The organism is Bacteroides acidifaciens (assembly GCF_024623065.1).
In the GTDB taxonomy this organism is placed as follows: Bacteria; Bacteroidota; Bacteroidia; order Bacteroidales; family Bacteroidaceae; genus Bacteroides; species Bacteroides acidifaciens.
Window position 1 is genome coordinate 1 of record NZ_JANJZR010000017.1, and the last position, 16,308, is coordinate 16,308.

General features: G+C 47.3%; 16 protein-coding genes, 1 pseudogene and 1 riboswitch. Of the genes and pseudogenes, 8 read left to right on the top strand and 9 right to left on the bottom strand.

What is annotated here, in order from left to right; translation table 11 throughout:
• Positions 1 to 161: 161 nt before the first annotated feature.
• From NSB03_RS07160 to NSB03_RS07170, 3 genes and pseudogenes are all read left to right on the top strand, one after another.
• Entirely contained in the window at positions 162 to 668 is a 507-nt protein-coding gene (locus NSB03_RS07160; protein ID WP_024986706.1) for an HU family DNA-binding protein, read from the top strand.
• A 50-nt stretch (positions 669 to 718) separates the two neighbouring features.
• Positions 719 to 976, top strand: a pseudogene (locus NSB03_RS07165) (peptidoglycan recognition protein family protein); the annotation flags it as partial.
• A 45-nt stretch (positions 977 to 1,021) separates the two neighbouring features.
• On the top strand, positions 1,022 to 1,117 hold the full coding sequence (locus NSB03_RS07170; RefSeq protein ID WP_159102121.1) for a smalltalk protein: 96 nt from the start codon (positions 1,022 to 1,024) through the stop codon (positions 1,115 to 1,117).
• A gap of 149 nt (positions 1,118 to 1,266) precedes the next feature.
• Here NSB03_RS07170 and NSB03_RS07175 read toward each other — a convergent pair whose 3' ends face one another.
• Entirely contained in the window at positions 1,267 to 1,923 is a 657-nt protein-coding gene (locus NSB03_RS07175) for a hypothetical protein (RefSeq protein ID WP_128824267.1), read from the bottom strand.
• A gap of 379 nt (positions 1,924 to 2,302) precedes the next feature.
• Positions 2,303 to 2,489: riboswitch (cobalamin riboswitch) on the top strand.
• A 30-nt stretch (positions 2,490 to 2,519) separates the two neighbouring features.
• On the opposite strand from NSB03_RS07175, the gene NSB03_RS07180 reads away from it, so the two are divergent.
• Together NSB03_RS07180 and nrdG are read left to right on the top strand one after the other, a co-directional pair.
• Positions 2,520 to 4,913 (top strand): anaerobic ribonucleoside triphosphate reductase, encoded by a 2,394-nt coding sequence (locus tag NSB03_RS07180; RefSeq protein WP_257466299.1) that lies wholly within the window; start codon positions 2,520 to 2,522, stop codon positions 4,911 to 4,913.
• Between the two features lie 33 nt (positions 4,914 to 4,946).
• Entirely contained in the window at positions 4,947 to 5,435 is a 489-nt protein-coding gene (nrdG, locus tag NSB03_RS07185; protein ID WP_024986704.1) for an anaerobic ribonucleoside-triphosphate reductase activating protein, read from the top strand.
• Between the two features lie 240 nt (positions 5,436 to 5,675).
• Here the strand turns inward: nrdG and rseP are convergent, their stop codons facing one another.
• The 7 genes from rseP to tsaB form a co-directional block, all read right to left on the bottom strand.
• Positions 5,676 to 7,031 (bottom strand): RIP metalloprotease RseP, encoded by a 1,356-nt coding sequence (gene rseP, locus NSB03_RS07190; RefSeq protein WP_257466300.1) that lies wholly within the window; start codon positions 7,029 to 7,031, stop codon positions 5,676 to 5,678.
• Positions 7,032 to 7,075: 44 nt separating this feature from the next.
• Positions 7,076 to 8,260, bottom strand: a complete 1,185-nt coding sequence (locus tag NSB03_RS07195) for a 1-deoxy-D-xylulose-5-phosphate reductoisomerase (protein WP_121765364.1) — start codon at positions 8,258 to 8,260, stop codon at positions 7,076 to 7,078.
• Positions 8,261 to 8,262: 2 nt separating this feature from the next.
• Positions 8,263 to 9,123, bottom strand: coding sequence for a M23 family metallopeptidase (locus NSB03_RS07200; protein WP_024986703.1), 861 nt, complete (start codon positions 9,121 to 9,123; stop codon positions 8,263 to 8,265).
• A 126-nt stretch (positions 9,124 to 9,249) separates the two neighbouring features.
• A complete protein-coding gene (rimM, locus tag NSB03_RS07205; protein ID WP_257466301.1) occupies positions 9,250 to 9,804 on the bottom strand; it encodes a ribosome maturation factor RimM in 555 nt (184 codons plus the stop codon).
• On the bottom strand, positions 9,801 to 11,105 hold the full coding sequence (gene murA, locus NSB03_RS07210) for a UDP-N-acetylglucosamine 1-carboxyvinyltransferase (RefSeq protein ID WP_121765361.1): 1,305 nt from the start codon (positions 11,103 to 11,105) through the stop codon (positions 9,801 to 9,803). Before murA ends, rimM begins: the two co-directional genes overlap by 4 nt.
• 39 nt (positions 11,106 to 11,144) lie before the next feature.
• Positions 11,145 to 11,756, bottom strand: coding sequence for a DUF4290 domain-containing protein (locus NSB03_RS07215; protein WP_024986702.1), 612 nt, complete (start codon positions 11,754 to 11,756; stop codon positions 11,145 to 11,147).
• A gap of 60 nt (positions 11,757 to 11,816) precedes the next feature.
• On the bottom strand, positions 11,817 to 12,506 hold the full coding sequence (gene tsaB / locus NSB03_RS07220; protein WP_024986701.1) for a tRNA (adenosine(37)-N6)-threonylcarbamoyltransferase complex dimerization subunit type 1 TsaB: 690 nt from the start codon (positions 12,504 to 12,506) through the stop codon (positions 11,817 to 11,819).
• A gap of 89 nt (positions 12,507 to 12,595) precedes the next feature.
• On the opposite strand from tsaB, the gene NSB03_RS07225 reads away from it, so the two are divergent.
• The 3 genes from NSB03_RS07225 to nadD all read left to right on the top strand — a co-directional run bounded on the left by NSB03_RS07225 (position 12,596) and on the right by nadD (position 14,922).
• Positions 12,596 to 13,477 (top strand): YicC/YloC family endoribonuclease, encoded by an 882-nt coding sequence (locus NSB03_RS07225; protein WP_024986700.1) that lies wholly within the window; start codon positions 12,596 to 12,598, stop codon positions 13,475 to 13,477.
• 53 nt (positions 13,478 to 13,530) lie between these two features.
• Positions 13,531 to 14,100 (top strand): guanylate kinase, encoded by a 570-nt coding sequence (gene gmk, locus NSB03_RS07230; RefSeq protein ID WP_024986699.1) that lies wholly within the window; start codon positions 13,531 to 13,533, stop codon positions 14,098 to 14,100.
• A gap of 234 nt (positions 14,101 to 14,334) precedes the next feature.
• Entirely contained in the window at positions 14,335 to 14,922 is a 588-nt protein-coding gene (nadD, locus tag NSB03_RS07235; protein WP_024986698.1) for a nicotinate (nicotinamide) nucleotide adenylyltransferase, read from the top strand.
• Here nadD and NSB03_RS07240 read toward each other — a convergent pair.
• The gene (locus NSB03_RS07240; protein WP_024986697.1) at positions 14,919 to 16,208 is read right to left on the bottom strand and encodes an ATP-binding protein; all 1,290 of its coding nucleotides are present in this window, start codon (positions 16,206 to 16,208) and stop codon (positions 14,919 to 14,921) included. The genes nadD and NSB03_RS07240 overlap by 4 nt on opposite strands.
• Positions 16,209 to 16,308: the final 100 nt, after the last annotated feature.

A 16,308-nucleotide genomic window follows, 5' to 3' on the forward strand; every position in this document is an offset into this window, starting at 1 on the left:
TTAGACTTAATGGGCGGGAAGTTTGCTATTAATAGCCAAGAGCGCAACTGTTAATACCCCTTCCGCCAACTACAGACAGACGCGACAAGAAAAGCTGGGGTAAGAGCTATAATATTATGACTGAAGAGAATTTAAACAAGCTCTAAAAATTAAAGGATTTTATGGCAAAAGTATTCTCATTCACCAGCGTGCTTCGTAAAAACATGCTGGACAAGGAAAAACCGGATATGTATTACGCCCTGACAAAGTCGAGCGGCGAGATAGATATCGACGAGATGGCGGAACGCATCCAGCGTTCGAGTACCGTGAACTGGGCGGACGTGCTCTGTGTGCTGCCTGCACTCCAGACGGAAATGATAGAGAGTTTCAAGAAAGCGGAAATCGTCCGCCTGGGTGGCCTCGGTTCGTTCTATGTCACGCTGCGCAGTTCGGGCGCACTCATCCCGAAAGACGTGAAAGAAGGACTGATAAAAGGCGCCCGTGTCCGTTTCCGCCCCGGCAAGGAAATCAAGAATGCGCTGAAAACGCTGGAATACAGCAAGTATAAACCCGAAAACAGCGACGGAGACAAGAACAACGGAGACAAGAACGACCCGGAAAAACCGGATGGAACGCCCAACCCGAATCCGGGTGGTGATGACGGCGAGACTCCGGATCCGGCAGCATAACCGGCTGGCAGGTAACAAGGTAACGAACACTCAACAAACTCCATTATGAGAATGCTCACTCAATAGGCATCTGTTATGAAGGCGGACTGGACTGCTGGGGACACCCGGCAGACACACGGACACCGGCACAATGGTCTTCACTATGGCAATTGGTGAACCGATTGAGAGAGAAGTTTCCCGGCTGCCGGGTGTGCGGACATCGCGACCTATCGCCCGACCGCAACGGAAACGGAGAGATTGAACCGGAAGAGTGGATTAAGACGTGCCCGTGCTTTGAGGTGAAAGATGAATTTTCAGGAAAGAAGTAATTAACCATGTAACGTATCGGAAAGAAGGTGTAAAAAGTTATGGCAATGAAAAAAGGACTTTGGGACATGATTCTGAGAGTAGTCATCGCAGTGGCTTCGGCAGTAGCAGGCGTTTTGGGCGCTAATGCGATGAATGCGTAAAAGCAATTCCACCTACACTTAATCCAAGCGGGAGAACTGACAAACCACGGTAGCAACCGACTGACAGTTCTCCCGTCACTTCTCTATTATAAACAAAATCAATCCGGTCGAAACACATAGTCAAAAAAAAAAATACACAAAGCAGAGACTTATGATTTCCCAAATTTCTCTTCAATCTCCTTGAGATACTCTTCTTTCTTCTTCTTGAATTTCTCCGAAAGCGGATTGTAATGGCAGATAGACACATGATTCAGACGGATTTCATCAGTCTTCTGATTCTTTAGTTCCAATTGTTCCTCTTCAGAAACACGACGAACATGAGTGCCCTTGAACAAATGATACTTTGACGTGTTTCTTAGTTCATGGACAAACTTCTTCTTTATGCGCCGAATCACTTGCATTTCTCTCCACGAATAAGGTTTATTTCTTCCTTCATTCACGAAATAACAGTTCAACTTGTTTTCCAACTCACGCAAACAGCACAAACGGGAAGAAACACTAAAAGGATTTTCAGCCGGAAGTTCCAATCTGAAGAATTCCACCCGTCCCCAAAATACAAGGTCACACTTTGCAAACTTGCAAAAAAAGCAAGGGCGGGGCAAATCACCTTGAAGCAAAGAAGACAACGACTTTATAATCCGCGTGAGAATCTCCTGTTCCACACACGAGTAAGGTTGTTCCACCTGACGGAAGAAATGTCCATAAGTACTTGCCAGCATTTCTTCTACATTTGACAAACGGCGCAAGCGCGACCCTTTACAAAGGGAGTGTCCGCTCAACGGACAAACGACGTAGTCTTTTTTCATAACCAACATATTAAAATTAAGTTGCACAGTAATTTATTTCTCTATATTAAAACTCGAAAGCCGTGTTGGAAAGATATGCATTTACCCCTATTCCGCAACATTGGTTGCAATACATAAAAAAAGAGTGTTTATGATTGATTCTTTTTCCACTTTTGTATAGAATTTAAGAAAATAATTTCCGACTTTTGCAGTTGACGTAAGAGGAAAGCGTATCGGTTCATGTCTGATTTCGAGAAAAGAGACAGGCAGAAAGCAAACACTTCACAAGTTAAAATCAGAAAAAAGTTCTCCAAAAATGGAAAACTTTCTGTATCAGCAAGAAAGAAAAGTTTCCCGAAATTTAATGTTAAAAGCTAACCGGAGTATTGGATTATCTTCTATCTTTGTACCCGTTTTCGGAGCTAAAAAGAGGTTTAGTCAATGAGGGAACGCTGTGCAAATCGGCGACAGTACCCGCTGCTGTAATTCTCTGTGAATCCGCACACTATGTCACTGCACCGGTAGGTGTGGGAAGGCGCTGCGAGGGAGGGATAAGTCAGAAGACCTGCCGGAATCGGAATAAACCATATTATTAATCACTTTCGGGAGTTAAAGTTATGAACTACGCGGAAATTTGTATCATCAAACGTGATGGCAAAAGAGAAGATTTCTCTATCAGTAAAATCAAGAATGCAATCAGCAAGGCATTCAGTGCAACGGGGATTCAGGATGAACAGCAGTTGGTGGCTGACATCACGATGAATGTAATCAGCCAGTTTGCCACTCCTACGATTACCGTAGAGGAGATTCAGGATTTAGTGGAAAAGGCATTGATGAAGGTGCGGCCGGAAGTAGCGAAGAAGTATATCATCTATCGCGAATGGCGGAATACGGAGCGGGACAAGAAAACCCAGATGAAGCACGTGATGGACGGCATTGTCGCTATCGACAAGAACGACGTCAACCTGAGCAACGCCAACATGAGCAGCCACACACCTGCCGGACAGATGATGACTTTCGCATCTGAAGTGACCAAAGATTATACTTATAAATATCTGTTGCCGAAACGTTTTGCCGAAGCGCACCAGTTGGGCGACATTCATATCCATGACCTGGATTATTATCCGACCAAGACGACAACTTGCATCCAGTATGACATGGACGACCTCTTCGAACGAGGATTCCGCACAAAGAACGGCAGCATCCGTACTCCGCAAAGCATCCAGAGCTACGCGACATTGGCTACTATCATTTTCCAGACCAACCAGAACGAGCAGCACGGCGGACAGGCGATTCCCGCTTTCGACTTCTTCATGGCGAAAGGGGTGGCCAAGTCTTTCCGCAAGCATCTGGCTTCGTTCATCAATTTCTATATGGCGATGGAGAACGGCAGTCAGGCGGATGAGAAGGCAATCCGCACGTTGATTAAGGAGTATCTGCCGTCTATCAAGCCTACCGAGGCGGAACGCGAGACGCTGCGCATCGCGTTGATAGCCCTGCAAATCATTATAGACAAGGAACACCTGACACGCATCACGGAGAAGGCATACCAGCAGACCCGCAAGGATACGCATCAGGCGATGGAAGGATTTATCCACAACCTGAACACGATGCACTCACGCGGCGGTAACCAGGTGGTGTTCAGTTCTATCAATTACGGTACGGACACTTCTGTAGAAGGCCGTATGGTGATTGAGGAATTGCTGAAAGCTACCATCGAGGGCTTGGGCACACGGGGCGAGGTGCCTGTATTCCCGATTCAGATTTTCAAGGTGAAGGACGGTGTGTCTTACTCAGAAAAGGACTTTGAGAAAGCAATGAAAGCGGAGAATATAGAGGAAGCGATGAAGGACAGTTACGAAGCTCCGAACTTTGACCTGTTGCTGAAGGCTTGCCAGACTACCGCAAAAGCGTTGTTCCCGAACTTCATGTTCCTCGATACGCCTTTCAACACGAACGAGAAATGGAAAGCGGACGACCCGAAACGTTATATCTACGAATTGGCGACAATGGGCTGTCGTACACGTGTGTTTGAGAATGTGGCGGGAGAAAAATCGTCTTTAGGACGCGGCAATCTTTCTTTCACCACGCTGAACATGCCGAGACTGGCTATCGAAGCCCGTATCAAGGCGGAGAGCCTGATAGAGGACGAACGCAACACGGATGCTATCGAGCAGAAAGCGAAAGAGATTTTCATCGAATCCGTACACAATATGGCTGCGCTGGTAGCCGACCAACTTTACGAACGTTACCAATATCAGCGTACGGCACTGGCACGCCAATTCCCGTTCATGATGGGAAACAACGTATGGAAAGGTGGCGCAGAGCTGAATCCGAACGAGCAGGTAGGCGATGTATTGCGCAGCGGTACGTTGGGAATCGGCTTTATCGGCGGACACAATGCGATGGTGGCTCTTTACGGTAAAGGACACGGTCACAGCCAGAAGGCATGGGACACGCTGTATGAAACCGTGATGGAAATGAACAAGGTAGCGGACGAATACAAGGAGAAATACAACTTGAACTATTCGGTACTGGCCACTCCTGCCGAGGGGCTTTCCGGACGTTTCACGAAGATGGACCGCCGGAAATACGGAAAAATCCCCGGAGTGACAGACCGTGACTATTATGTGAACTCATTCCACGTAGACGTGAAAGAACCTATCAGCATCGTCGAGAAAATCAAGCGGGAAGCTCCTTTCCACGCCATCACCCGTGGCGGACACATCACGTATGTGGAGCTGGACGGTGAAGCGCAGAAGAATGTGCGTGCCATCGCCAAAATCGTGAAAGTGATGCATGACGAAGGAATCGGTTACGGCTCTATCAACCATCCGGTAGACACTTGCCACAACTGCGGTTACAAAGGGGTGATTTTCGACAAATGCCCTGTCTGCCAAAGTGAAAACATTCTCCGTATGCGCCGCATCACCGGTTATCTGACGGGCGACTTGAGCTCTTGGAACTCTGCCAAACGGGCGGAAGAGAAAGACCGCGTAAAGCACTTGTAGAAGTTGAGTTATAGTTTCTTATTCTAATTTGCAATGACAACTCTCAATTCTCCACTCTCCACTCTCCACTTATTAGGGACTTATCCCGAAACGATAGTGGACGGTGCAGGTATTCGGTATTCTATTTACCTTGCCGGATGCTCTCATCATTGCCACGGTTGCCACAACCCGGAAAGTTGGAATCCGAAGGCGGGGGAACCGTTGACGGAAGAGAGAGTTTCATCTATCATCAGAGAAATTCAGGCGAATCCGTTGCTGGACGGAGTGACTTTCTCCGGTGGGGACCCTTTTTTTCATCCGGAAGCGTTCCTGTTGCTTGCCAAGCGGGTGAAAGAAGAGACGGGGATGAACGTGTGGTGCTACACCGGTTATACGTATGAGGAGATTCAGGCGGAACCGCGGTTGAAGGCTATTCTTCCTTACATTGACGTGTTGGTGGACGGACGTTTCGAGCAGTCGCTCTTTTCTCCTTATCTGTCATTTCGTGGTAGCAGCAATCAGCGGATTCTGAAATTAAAGTAATTCCGAAGTTGAGGTACCCAAAACAGTTGTATGATTGTCTTGGGTACTGTTACAGCATAAGTGGAAAGTTCGGTAAGAAGGAAAGTTCTATAAAAGAAAAGTTCTGTAAAAGAGAAATTCTGTAAGAAGAGAAGATTCAGACAAACTGAATTGAAAAAAAGAAAGGCACGGATTTCACGGTTCTCAGTCATTAAATCAGCTAAAACCGTGAAATTCGTGCCTAAACCTATTTTATAAAGGTTAGAAGAAGAATCTCAATATATCATTGAAGTTTGCCCAAATCAGCAGACCGAAAAGTAAAACCATACCGGTCATCTGGGCGTATTCCATGAATTTGTCGCTCGGTTTGCGACGGGCTATCATCTCGTATAAGAGGAAGAGCACGTGACCGCCGTCCAAGGCAGGAATAGGCAGAATGTTCATGAAAGCCAGGATAATGGAAAGGAAGGCTGTCATGTACCAGAACTGATGCCAGTCCCACGTTGCGGGGAAGATGCTTCCGATAGTTCCGAAGCCGCCCAGTTGCTTGGCTCCTTCTTTGGAGAAGAGATATTTCATATTGCCGACGTAGCCTTTCAAGGTCTTCACACCAAGGGAAACGCCTGCGGGAAAGGATTCGAGGAAAGTATACTGTTTCTCCACCATTGGCAGCAGACGGTCTGTCATCAGGCAGGCGGTTACTCCCATCATGTAGGCGGAGTCGACACGCATAGTCAAGGTGTCCGTTACGCCGCCACGTACATAAGTAAGGGTGATGAGACGAGGGTCGATGCTGTCTTTGAGCATAGTTGCTTCGTTTTTCTTACGTTCCGCCATCATTTGCCTGAAGTCGGAGAAAGAAATCGGTGTCCCGTTCAAGGCGATGATGCTGTCTCCCGGCAGGATGCCAGCTTGTGCGGCAGGAGAGTTTACCATTACGCTGTCTACAACATACGGGAAACGGTAGGATGCAAAGCGGACGCTGTCTGCCAAAAGGCGTTGCATCAAGTCTTCGGGAATATAGACAGAGGCTTTCGCACCGTTGCGAAGCACGCTTACTTCACGGGCATCGGCAATCTGGCTCAACATATCGCCGTCATAACGTTCGAAGGGAACACCGTCGGCAGAGAGCAGTATGTCACCGTCCTGGAAGCCGACTGCCTTGGCTGTCTCGTTGAAGTCCATACCGAGCGGGGCTTCCTGTACCTTTATATATTGGTCGCCCCAGGCGAACAGAATCATCGAGTAGATGAACAGTGCCAGCAGGAAGTTGAACAGTACGCCGCCTACCATAATCAACAGGCGTTGCCATGCAGGTTTGGAGCGGAACTCCCACGGTTGTTCGGGCTGTTTCATCTGTTCGGTATCCATCGACTCGTCAATCATACCGGCTATCTTCACGTAACCGCCCAACGGCAACCAGCCTACAGCATATTCAGTATCACTTTTCTTGGGTTTGAACTTAAAAAGGGTGAACCAAGGGTCAAAGAATAAGCTGAATTTTTCTACACGCACCTTAAACAAGCGGGCAAAGAGAAAATGCCCGCCTTCATGAATGATGACGAGCAGCGAAAGGCTCATTATCAATTGCAGGGCACGAATCAAAAATGTTTCCATGTTTATTATTTACTATTTTACTGTTACAAATTACTAATCATTGCTCAGAAACTTTGCCGACTCACCAGTTCGGAAGCAATTCTCCGTGCTTCCGCATCGGTGGCTACATAGTCATCGTATGTGGGGTTGGCTATAAACATAGCTTGCTCCATTGTCTTCTCTATCACGTGGCTCATGCCGAGGAAGCTGATGCCGTCTTTGAGGAAAGAGGCTACCACCACTTCGTTGGCGGCATTGACGATGCAGGGCATATTGCCGCCTCTGTGCATGGCTTCATAAGCCAGGGCGAGGTTGCGGAACCGCTCCGTATCCGGCTGTTCGAACGTCAGGCTGGTGCACTTGGCAAAGTCGAGACGGTCGAAAGTGGAGTTGATACGGTCGGGATAAGAGAAAGCGTACTGAATGGGCAGACGCATATCGGGCATGCCCAACTGTGCTTTCACCGCGCCATCTTCAAACTGCACCATCGAGTGAATGACGGACTGCGGATGCACCACTACTTCAATCTGGCTGGGCCGGACGCCAAACAGCCATTTGGCTTCTATCACCTCAAAGCCTTTGTTCATCATGGATGCGGAGTCGATGGTTATCTTCGCTCCCATCTCCCAGTTGGGATGTTTCAGGGCTTGTGTCTTGGTCACTGACTTGAGTTGCTCTAACGTGCAAGTACGGAAAGGACCGCCCGAAGCGGTAAGTATTACTTTCTCTATCGGGTTGCCTACCTCTCCTGCCAAACACTGGAATACGGCGGAATGTTCGGAATCTACCGGCAGAATCGGTGTGCGGTATTGCTGTGCCAGCTGATTTATCAGTTCACCGGCCACGACCAGCGTCTCTTTGTTTGCCAGCGCGATGGCCTTCCGGGCACGGATGGCATTGATGGTCGGTTTCAGTCCGGCATAGCCTACCATGGCCGTTAGTACCATGTCGATAGGTGCGGCTTCTACAATCTGGCAGATAGCATCGGTCCCTGCGTACACTTTGATGGGCAGGTCGCTCAATGCTTCCTTCAGTTCGGGATACTTTGCCTCGTTGGCTATCACGACTACTTCCGGTTGAAACTTACGTGCCTGGGCAATAAGGAGTTCGACGCGGTTGTTGGCTGTCAGCGCATAGGCTTCGTACAGGTCGGGATGTTCCTCAATGACCTGCAATGCCTGTGTGCCGATAGAGCCGGTAGAGCCTAAGATGGCTATCTGTTTCTTCTTTTTATTCGTTTCTATATTCATTATCAAAATACGATATATTTCTCCGGATTCACCGGATGACCTTTGTACCAAAGTTCGAAATGCAAGTGCGGACCTGTGCTGAGGGTTCCGCTGTTGCCTACCAGGGCGATGGCTTCGCCACCTTTCACACGGTCGCCTTCTTTCTTGAGCAGGGAGCCGCAGTGCTTGTAGATTGAAATCAAGTCCTGATTATGCTGAACCCCAATCAGATAACCGGTTTCGGCGGTATATGTGCTTAGGATGACGGTTCCATCCATCGTAGCCAGCACACTTTCGTTGGGATTGGCAGCAATGTCGGTGCCGAAATGTTTCTTTTCTGCGTTGAAGTGTCCGGAAATCATTCCGCGGGTGGGACGGTAAAGGGTGAGCCCCGTCACGTCCGGTTGGGAAGCGATGGATGTCAGGTTGTATTTCTCGCTTTCTTCGTACTGGCGGCGGAATTCTTCTTCGCGTTTGGTGCGTTCCATCAAAGTATCCTCGCGGGCAGCAGTCAGCGAGTCGAGCGTCTGCACACTATCGACGGGAACTTTGCCACTGAAGATGTCCTGAATGTTCATTATGTAGAGGTTCTGTCGGTTGAGAACCGCTTGCAGAGAATCTAAACGCAGGGCGTTGCCTACAATTTGGGAACGGACTTCACTGTTCATGTAGCCCGGAAGGTAGTTGCGTAAAGGAGTGAAGGCGATGATGCAGGCAGCAATCAGGAAAAGCACCGCCAACACGCTGAGCAACACCGAAAGACCATTGAGTTTGGATACACGAAGCCCCACAATCTCTTCAAGTGTATTCTCGTTGACAACCGTCAGTTTATACTTGAACTTGAAATTTTTCCAGAAAGCTTTACTTCGTCTTTTCTTCGGCATCTCGGGTTATAAAAAATTAAACATTAAAATTAAAGACTTGTGCTGTTTCCAGACACAGATTACATGGATTACACGGTTCTTATCAATCAAGATGCGCAAGGGAACCGTGTCCATCCGTAGCTGATTTTATCCGGAAGTCGTGTCATCCGCTTCCAATTCGTCCAGGTCCAACAGCCCTTCGGGAAGTTCCACGGTGATGAGTTTCCGCTTCTGGTCTATTCCCTGGATAAACTCTTCTTGGGCGGGAACCAACAGCTCTTCGCCGTCTTCCTGTCCGACTACGAAGAGGATGTTGACGGTGGTTGTATCTACGTCCACCACTTCGCCCAAGGAGCCGTGGTGAATGTCTTCCATGCGGAAACCGATAAAGAAATTCCAGGATAATTCGCCGTATCCGGCTTCTTCGGCGTGCGCCACGGGAAAATAGACCTCTATGTTGGTGAACATACGGGCACGCTCGGCGGTATCTATCCCTTCCAGTTTCACCAAGGCGGTGGAGTCGGAACGGAAACGGTATTCTTCGATGAAGAAAGGCACGAAGATGCCGTCGAGCAAGCAGACAAGATAATCACAATCCACACGGTCGAAGATGTCGTCCGTAAAGGTGAACTGCAATTCGCCGTGGATGCCGTGCGGCTTGTTGAATAATCCTATTTTATATACTTCTTCTTTCTTTATCATATGCGGGTGATTCGGGCTCCGATGGCGTTCAGACGTCCTTCGATGTCTTGATAACCACGGTCTATTTGTTCAATGTTACTAATGGTGCTAGTTCCTTCGGCGCTCATGGCGGCAATCAGAAGAGCGATACCGGCACGAATATCGGGAGACGTCAGACGTGCACCACGCAGCTTGAAGCCATGATTGTGACCGATGACTACGGCACGGTGAGGGTCACAGAGAATGATTTGCGCGCCCATATCTATGAGTTTGTCGACGAAGAACAGGCGGCTTTCGAACATTTTCTGATGGATGAGCACGCTCCCTTTGGCTTGTGTGGCTACTACGAGCATCACACTCAGCAAGTCGGGGGTCAGCCCCGGCCAGGTGGCGTCCGCTATGGTCATAATGGAACCGTCGATAAAGGATTCTATCTCGTAGGTTTCCTGTGCAGGGACGTAGATATCGTCTCCCCTTTGTTCGATCTTGATACCCAGACGGCGGAAACTTTCGGGGATGATGCCAAGGTTTTCATAAGAAACATTCTTAATGGTTATCTCGCTTCTTGTCATGGCTGCCATACCGATGAAACTGCCGACTTCAATCATGTCGGGCAATACGGTGTGCTGCGTGCCGTGCAATGCTTCTACTCCTTCGATGGTGAGCAGGTTGGACGCAATGCCGCTGATTTTCGCTCCCATACGGTTGAGAAGGCGGCAGAGCTGCTGCACGTAAGGTTCGCAGGCAGCGTTGTAAATGGTTGTGGTGCCTTTGGCAAGCACGGCTGCCATCACGATATTGGCGGTTCCGGTGACGGATGCTTCGTCCAGCAACATGTAGTTGCCTTGGAGCCCGCCAGCGGTAATTTCATAGATTCCCCGCTCTTCGTCGTAGCGGAAATCTGCGCCCAGAGCTTGGATGCCGACGAAATGGGTGTCCAGTCGGCGACGGCCTATCTTGTCTCCCCCCGGTTTGGAAATCAGCGCTTTGCCGAAACGTGCCACCATCGGCCCGATAAGCATCACGGAACCGCGCAGGCTGGAGCATTTCTTCAGGAATTCATCGCTTTCGAGATAAGCGAGGTCTACGTTTTCGGCTTTAAAGCTATAAGAGTCAATGCCTTTCTTTGCAACGGTAACGCCCATCTCACGCAGAAGCTGGATGAGGTTGTTGACATCCAAAATGTCAGGTATATTGTTCACCGTCACCTCCTCAGCGGTCAGCAACGTGGCACAGATTATCTGCAAAACTTCGTTTTTGGCACCTTGCGGATGAATCTCCCCGCAGAGCCGATGTCCCCCTTCTATTACAAATGAAGCCATTGTTTAAGTATTAAGTTTCAAGTAGTAAGAACTGATTTTTCAATATCTTCTCTTATTGTTCTGACGATTGTTGATGTAGTTCGTCTTCGGACGATAGTTCTGACTGAGACGCTCTGCCATCAGGCGGATTATGTCATCAGTCATCTGGAGCTTGCCGCCGGATAGCTCGTAGAGGTCTTGGGCAATCTTCTTATCGTCCACCGTATCTTTGTTCCAAGCCATATAGTCCTTCTTCATGTGGTTGCAGATGAGGGCTATGAGGTTTCTTCTTTCGTTTCCTTCGGGGAATTCGATGGCTTTCTTTATCAGGACTTCCAGCGTATGTCCATAGTGGCGGTAACGCATACGGGCAGTGCAGTAAGGAATAGGTTCCGGACGGGTCACCAGGTTATCTTTACGGATAATTTCGTAAGGATAGTCGATGTCCAGTTTGAAGCCGGACATGATGGCGAGGTGGTCCCAAAGCTTGTGCTTGAAGTCGGGCACGTCGCGCAGATGGGGGAACATGTTTCCCATGATGTTGATGATGGTATTGGCACAACGCTGACGCTCTGCACGGTCTTCGATAGTCAACGCATAATCGACCATGTTCTGGATACTGCGCCCGTATTCGGGAAGCGGCATTTTTTTCTGTTGAGTATTATATTGCATATCTTTTATGGATAATTCTACAATGGATGACGGATAATTCTTCATATATATGGACGAGGCTTATAAAAGTTTCTTCGGCATGGAAGCAACGAATTCTTTCAGGTAGAAAGGTTCGAAATAAGCTACGTCTTTATAGTCTTCGTTGGCTATTGCCTTTTCTGCGAGCGGGAACATCATTTTCGCCAGCGGGTGGATGTCGTCGATGAAATGTGCGTTGGGATGCGTTATCTTTTCGCGGCATTTGGCAGCTCCGTTGCCGTAGAAGTAGACTGGTTGGCGGTCGAGATATTCCAGGTAGGAAGTTTCGTCCACAATATCGGCGGCAATGGCACGCTCCACGTTCAGTCCGCGGTCGTAGACGGCTGCGTAGACTTCCATGCGGCGGGCGTCAATCATCGGGCAGAGCAACGCGTCTTCGGGCAGGTCGTGATACAACAGCACGGGAACGCTCAATACTTCGAGCGTCGGTATTCCTATCAAAGGAACATTACGTCCGTAACAAACTCCTTTCGCCATCGAAACTCCTATCCGAAGCCCTGTGTAGGAACCTGGGCCGCAACTCACGGCAACCGCGTCCAACGGAATAGCATGACTGTCAATGAACGACAACGCTTCATCTACAAATACTCCTAAAGACACGGCGTGTGAAGGGCCTTGCAAGTCTTCTTTCACAAAAATCGTCTGTCCGTCTTGACTCACCGCTACCGAACAAACAGAGGTAGAGGTTTCAATATTCAGTGTACACGACATAAAAATCATCTTATTAAATTGTCGCAAATTTACATGATTATTTCTAATTCTTAAAATATTCGTGTACTTTTGCACAAAACTTTAAGGATATGATACAGTCTATGACAGGATACGGCAAAGCTACGGCCGAACTTCCTGATAAAAAAATAAATGTAGAAATCAAGTCGCTCAACAGCAAAGCGATGGACTTGTCCACCCGTATTGCTCCGGCTTACCGTGAAAAAGAGATTGAAATCCGCAACGAGATTTCTAAAGTGCTGGAACGTGGGAAGGTGGATTTCAGCCTGTGGATTGAGAAGAAAGAGGGTGCGGACGCTATCCCTGTCAATAAGGCTATTCTTGAAAATTACTACCTTCAATTGGATTCAATCTGCAACGAACTGGGTATTCCCCGTCCGGAACCGGGAGACTGGCTTCAGGTATTACTCCGCATGCCGGACGTGATGTCGAAAACGGAAATCCAGGAACTTTCGGAAGAGGAATGGAATATGGTTCATGCCACTGTGCTCGAAGCGGTAGGTCATCTGGTGGATTTCCGTAAACAGGAAGGCGCCGCACTGGAAAAGAAATTCCGCGAGAAGATTGAGAATATACACAGCTTGCTCGAAAAAATCACTCCGTATGAAAAGGAACGTGTGGAAAAGGTGAAAGAGCGTATTACGGATGCTCTCGAAAAGACTTTGAACGTGGACTATGACAAGAACCGCCTGGAACAGGAATTGATTTATTACATCGAGAAACTGGACGTGAACGAGGAGAAGCAACGTTTGGGCAATCATCTGAAATATTTTATCAACACGATGGAAAGCGGCAACGGACAGGGAAAGAAACTCGGATTTATCGCTCAGGAAATGGGACGTGAAATCAATACGTTGGGCAGCAAGTCCAATCACGCAGAGATGCAGAAAATCGTCGTTCAGATGAAGGATGAGTTGGAACAGATTAAGGAACAGGTGTTGAACGTTATGTAATTCAAATTCCGAACGTAATTCAAATTTTGAACGTAATTTAAATCATTTCACCAATGACAGGCAAATTAATTATTTTCTCTGCTCCGTCAGGGTCGGGCAAGTCTACTATTATCAATTATCTGCTGACGCGGAATTTGAATCTTGCATTTTCTATTTCTGCCACCAGTCGCCCGCCACGGGGCACAGAACAACATGGAGTGGAATATTTCTTCCTCACGCCTGAAGAGTTTCGGTGCCGCATAGAGAATAATGAGTTTCTCGAGTATGAGGAAGTATATAAAGACCGCTATTACGGCACGCTGAAAGCGCAAGTGGAGAAGCAACTGGAAGCAGGGCAGAATGTGGTATTCGACGTTGACGTGGTAGGCGGATGCAACATCAAGAAGTTTTATGGCGACCGGGCTTTGTCAGTGTTCATACAACCGCCTTCGGTAGAAGAATTGCGTTGCCGGCTGGAAGGTCGCGGAACGGATGCGCCCGAAGTGATTGAAAGCCGCATTGCGAAGGCGGAATATGAATTGGGATTTGCCCCGCAATTCGACTGTGTGATTGTCAATGACGATTTGGAAACTGCGAAGGCAGAAGCGTTGAAAGTAATCAAAGAGTTTTTAGCCGAAGAATAAGACTTGAGAATGTGCAAGAAGAATTGTAATACCCGGTAATGGATGTATCTGTGTGCCGTCATCGGTGTGACGAATCTTCTTGCTTTTATTGTATGCCTTTATTTTCAACAATGGGTAATAAGCGGCATTACGCTACTTCTCACAATCAGACAAGCTATTGTTTTGACCGAAGTGGAGAAAGAAAATGAATAAAGAAAGAATTGTGGAAAATGAAGAAAGAAAGAATTGCGGAAAATGGAGAAAATTAAAACAAGCAAAACCGGAATCTTCAGCGGATCATTCAATCCGATTCATATCGGGCATCTCGCTTTAGCCAATTACCTTTGTGAGTATGAAGGGTTGGATGAGATTTGGTTTATGGTCAGCCCACAGAATCCATTAAAAACGAAGACCGAATTATGGAGTGACGAGCTTCGTCTTCAATTAGTGGAGTTATCCATCAGTGATTATCCCCGTTTTCGAGCTTCGGACTTTGAATTTCATTTGCCCCGTCCTTCGTATAGCGTATATACACTGGAGAAACTTCATGAAGCGTATCCCGACCGGGAATTCCATTTTATTATCGGTTCCGATAACTGGGCGCGTTTCGACCGTTGGTATCAGTCGGAGCGTATCATCAAGGAGAATCAAATCATCATTTATCCCCGTCCGGGCTTTCCCGTGAAAGAAGAGGAATTGCCGGAAACCGTGTGTCTTGTTCATTCCCCTGTGTTCGAAATCAGTTCTACGTTTATTCGTGAGGCCTTGGATGCTGGAAAGGATATTCGATATTTTCTGCATCCGAAGGTTTGGGAAGTAATCAAAAACTTAAGAAACACTTAAAGTACATATCCGACGGAATACAACGGGTAATTTGTCATCCAATCCTGCTCCCGATAATCGGACATAGAAAATCGAACACCATGTAGTGCTGTATTCTTTTCAATAAAGGAACGCAGGCTTTTTGACTGCAAATTCTCCTCAGCTTTTACTTCGACCGGAATAATCCGAATATCCTTTTGCAGAAGAAAATCCAATTCTCCCCTGGAGGTATCCGAAGACCAATAATATATATTCAATCCTTTTATAGACTTCAATTGCTGCAATACATATTGCTCGGTTATTGCTCCTTTATAATCAGTAAATAAGACATTACTCTCCAGTAAAGCCTGTGGCGGCAGTCCACTCATTGCCCCCATCAGTCCGGTATCCAGCAGAAACAATTTAAAAGCCGAAAAGTCTTCATAGGCGGACAAAGGAATCCCGCCTTTCTTTACCCGGTTTACCTTATAAATAAGTCCTGCATCCATCAACCACTCTATAGCCAGTTCAAAATCTTTAGCTCTTGCCCCTTCTTTCACCATTCCATAGATAAACTTACGATTCTCTTTCGCCAACTGCGCCGGCACCGAACGCCACACCATACGAATACGGGGTACTTCGGCAATTGGCGCATGCTTGGAGAAGTCACGGTCATAAGAATCCAAAATATTTTGTTGCAACCGGCGTACTTCCGCATAGTCTTTATGCTCTATAAAAGCATTCACTACCTCGGGCATTCCACCTATAAAATAATATTGCTTCAGAAAATCAATGAACTTCGAGCGAAAAGCAGATATCAACTTCCAGTCTTGTTTTACAAGCAAGCGGGCAAAAGACTCCTGTCCCGCAGCTTCCAGAAACTCGGAAAAAGAAAGCGGATACAAATCTATAAAATCAACCTTTCCCACCGGAAATGAGTCATTCTTGTGCATAGCAATACCCAGCAAAGAACCTGCCGCAACCACATGATATTGTGGCGCCTTCTCCTGAAAATATTTCAAAGCTGTCAGTCCGCGCGATGCCTCTTGAAGTTCATCAAAGATAATTAATGTATCAGTATCCACTACTACTCCGGTGACCAACTGTATGGCCATCAGAACACGTTCTATATCAAAATCCTTCTGAAAAACGTCCTTCATCACTTCGTTATCTTCGAAGTTGATATAAGCAAACTGTTTATACGAAGTTGCAGCAAATTCTTTCATCAGCCATGTTTTCCCCACCTGACGTGCACCACGAATTATCAAAGGTTTCCTCGAAGCCTTTGATTTCCAATCATACAACTGCTGCATTGCGTCTCTTCTCATTCTTCTTTTCTTTTATTATCAACTACTTATGAGATACAAATATAAACAGCAAAGAGGAGACTTACAAAAAGTCGTACCAAAAAGTGCAGGATTTAACACA

Bases quoted from the DNA above. Each gene is read 5' to 3' on its own strand.
- rimM (WP_257466301.1), bottom strand. From the start codon at position 9,804: ATGATAAAGAAAGAAGAAGTATATAAAATAGGATTATTCAACAAGCCG.
- NSB03_RS07215 (WP_024986702.1), bottom strand. From the start codon at position 11,756: ATGCAATATAATACTCAACAGAAAAAAATGCCGCTTCCCGAATACGGG.
- murA (WP_121765361.1), bottom strand. From the start codon at position 11,105: ATGGCTTCATTTGTAATAGAAGGGGGACATCGGCTCTGCGGGGAGATT.
- NSB03_RS07225 (WP_024986700.1), top strand. From the start codon at position 12,596: ATGATACAGTCTATGACAGGATACGGCAAAGCTACGGCCGAACTTCCT.
- gmk (WP_024986699.1), top strand. From the start codon at position 13,531: ATGACAGGCAAATTAATTATTTTCTCTGCTCCGTCAGGGTCGGGCAAG.
- NSB03_RS07195 (WP_121765364.1), bottom strand. From the start codon at position 8,260: ATGAATATAGAAACGAATAAAAAGAAGAAACAGATAGCCATCTTAGGC.
- NSB03_RS07175 (WP_128824267.1), bottom strand. From the start codon at position 1,923: ATGAAAAAAGACTACGTCGTTTGTCCGTTGAGCGGACACTCCCTTTGT.
- NSB03_RS07170 (WP_159102121.1), top strand. From the start codon at position 1,022: ATGAAAAAAGGACTTTGGGACATGATTCTGAGAGTAGTCATCGCAGTG.
- NSB03_RS07240 (WP_024986697.1), bottom strand. From the start codon at position 16,208: ATGAGAAGAGACGCAATGCAGCAGTTGTATGATTGGAAATCAAAGGCT.
- tsaB (WP_024986701.1), bottom strand. From the start codon at position 12,506: ATGTCGTGTACACTGAATATTGAAACCTCTACCTCTGTTTGTTCGGTA.
- NSB03_RS07160 (WP_024986706.1), top strand. From the start codon at position 162: ATGGCAAAAGTATTCTCATTCACCAGCGTGCTTCGTAAAAACATGCTG.
- rseP (WP_257466300.1), bottom strand. From the start codon at position 7,031: ATGGAAACATTTTTGATTCGTGCCCTGCAATTGATAATGAGCCTTTCG.
- nadD (WP_024986698.1), top strand. From the start codon at position 14,335: ATGGAGAAAATTAAAACAAGCAAAACCGGAATCTTCAGCGGATCATTC.
- nrdG (WP_024986704.1), top strand. From the start codon at position 4,947: ATGACAACTCTCAATTCTCCACTCTCCACTCTCCACTTATTAGGGACT.
- NSB03_RS07200 (WP_024986703.1), bottom strand. From the start codon at position 9,123: ATGCCGAAGAAAAGACGAAGTAAAGCTTTCTGGAAAAATTTCAAGTTC.
- NSB03_RS07180 (WP_257466299.1), top strand. From the start codon at position 2,520: ATGAACTACGCGGAAATTTGTATCATCAAACGTGATGGCAAAAGAGAA.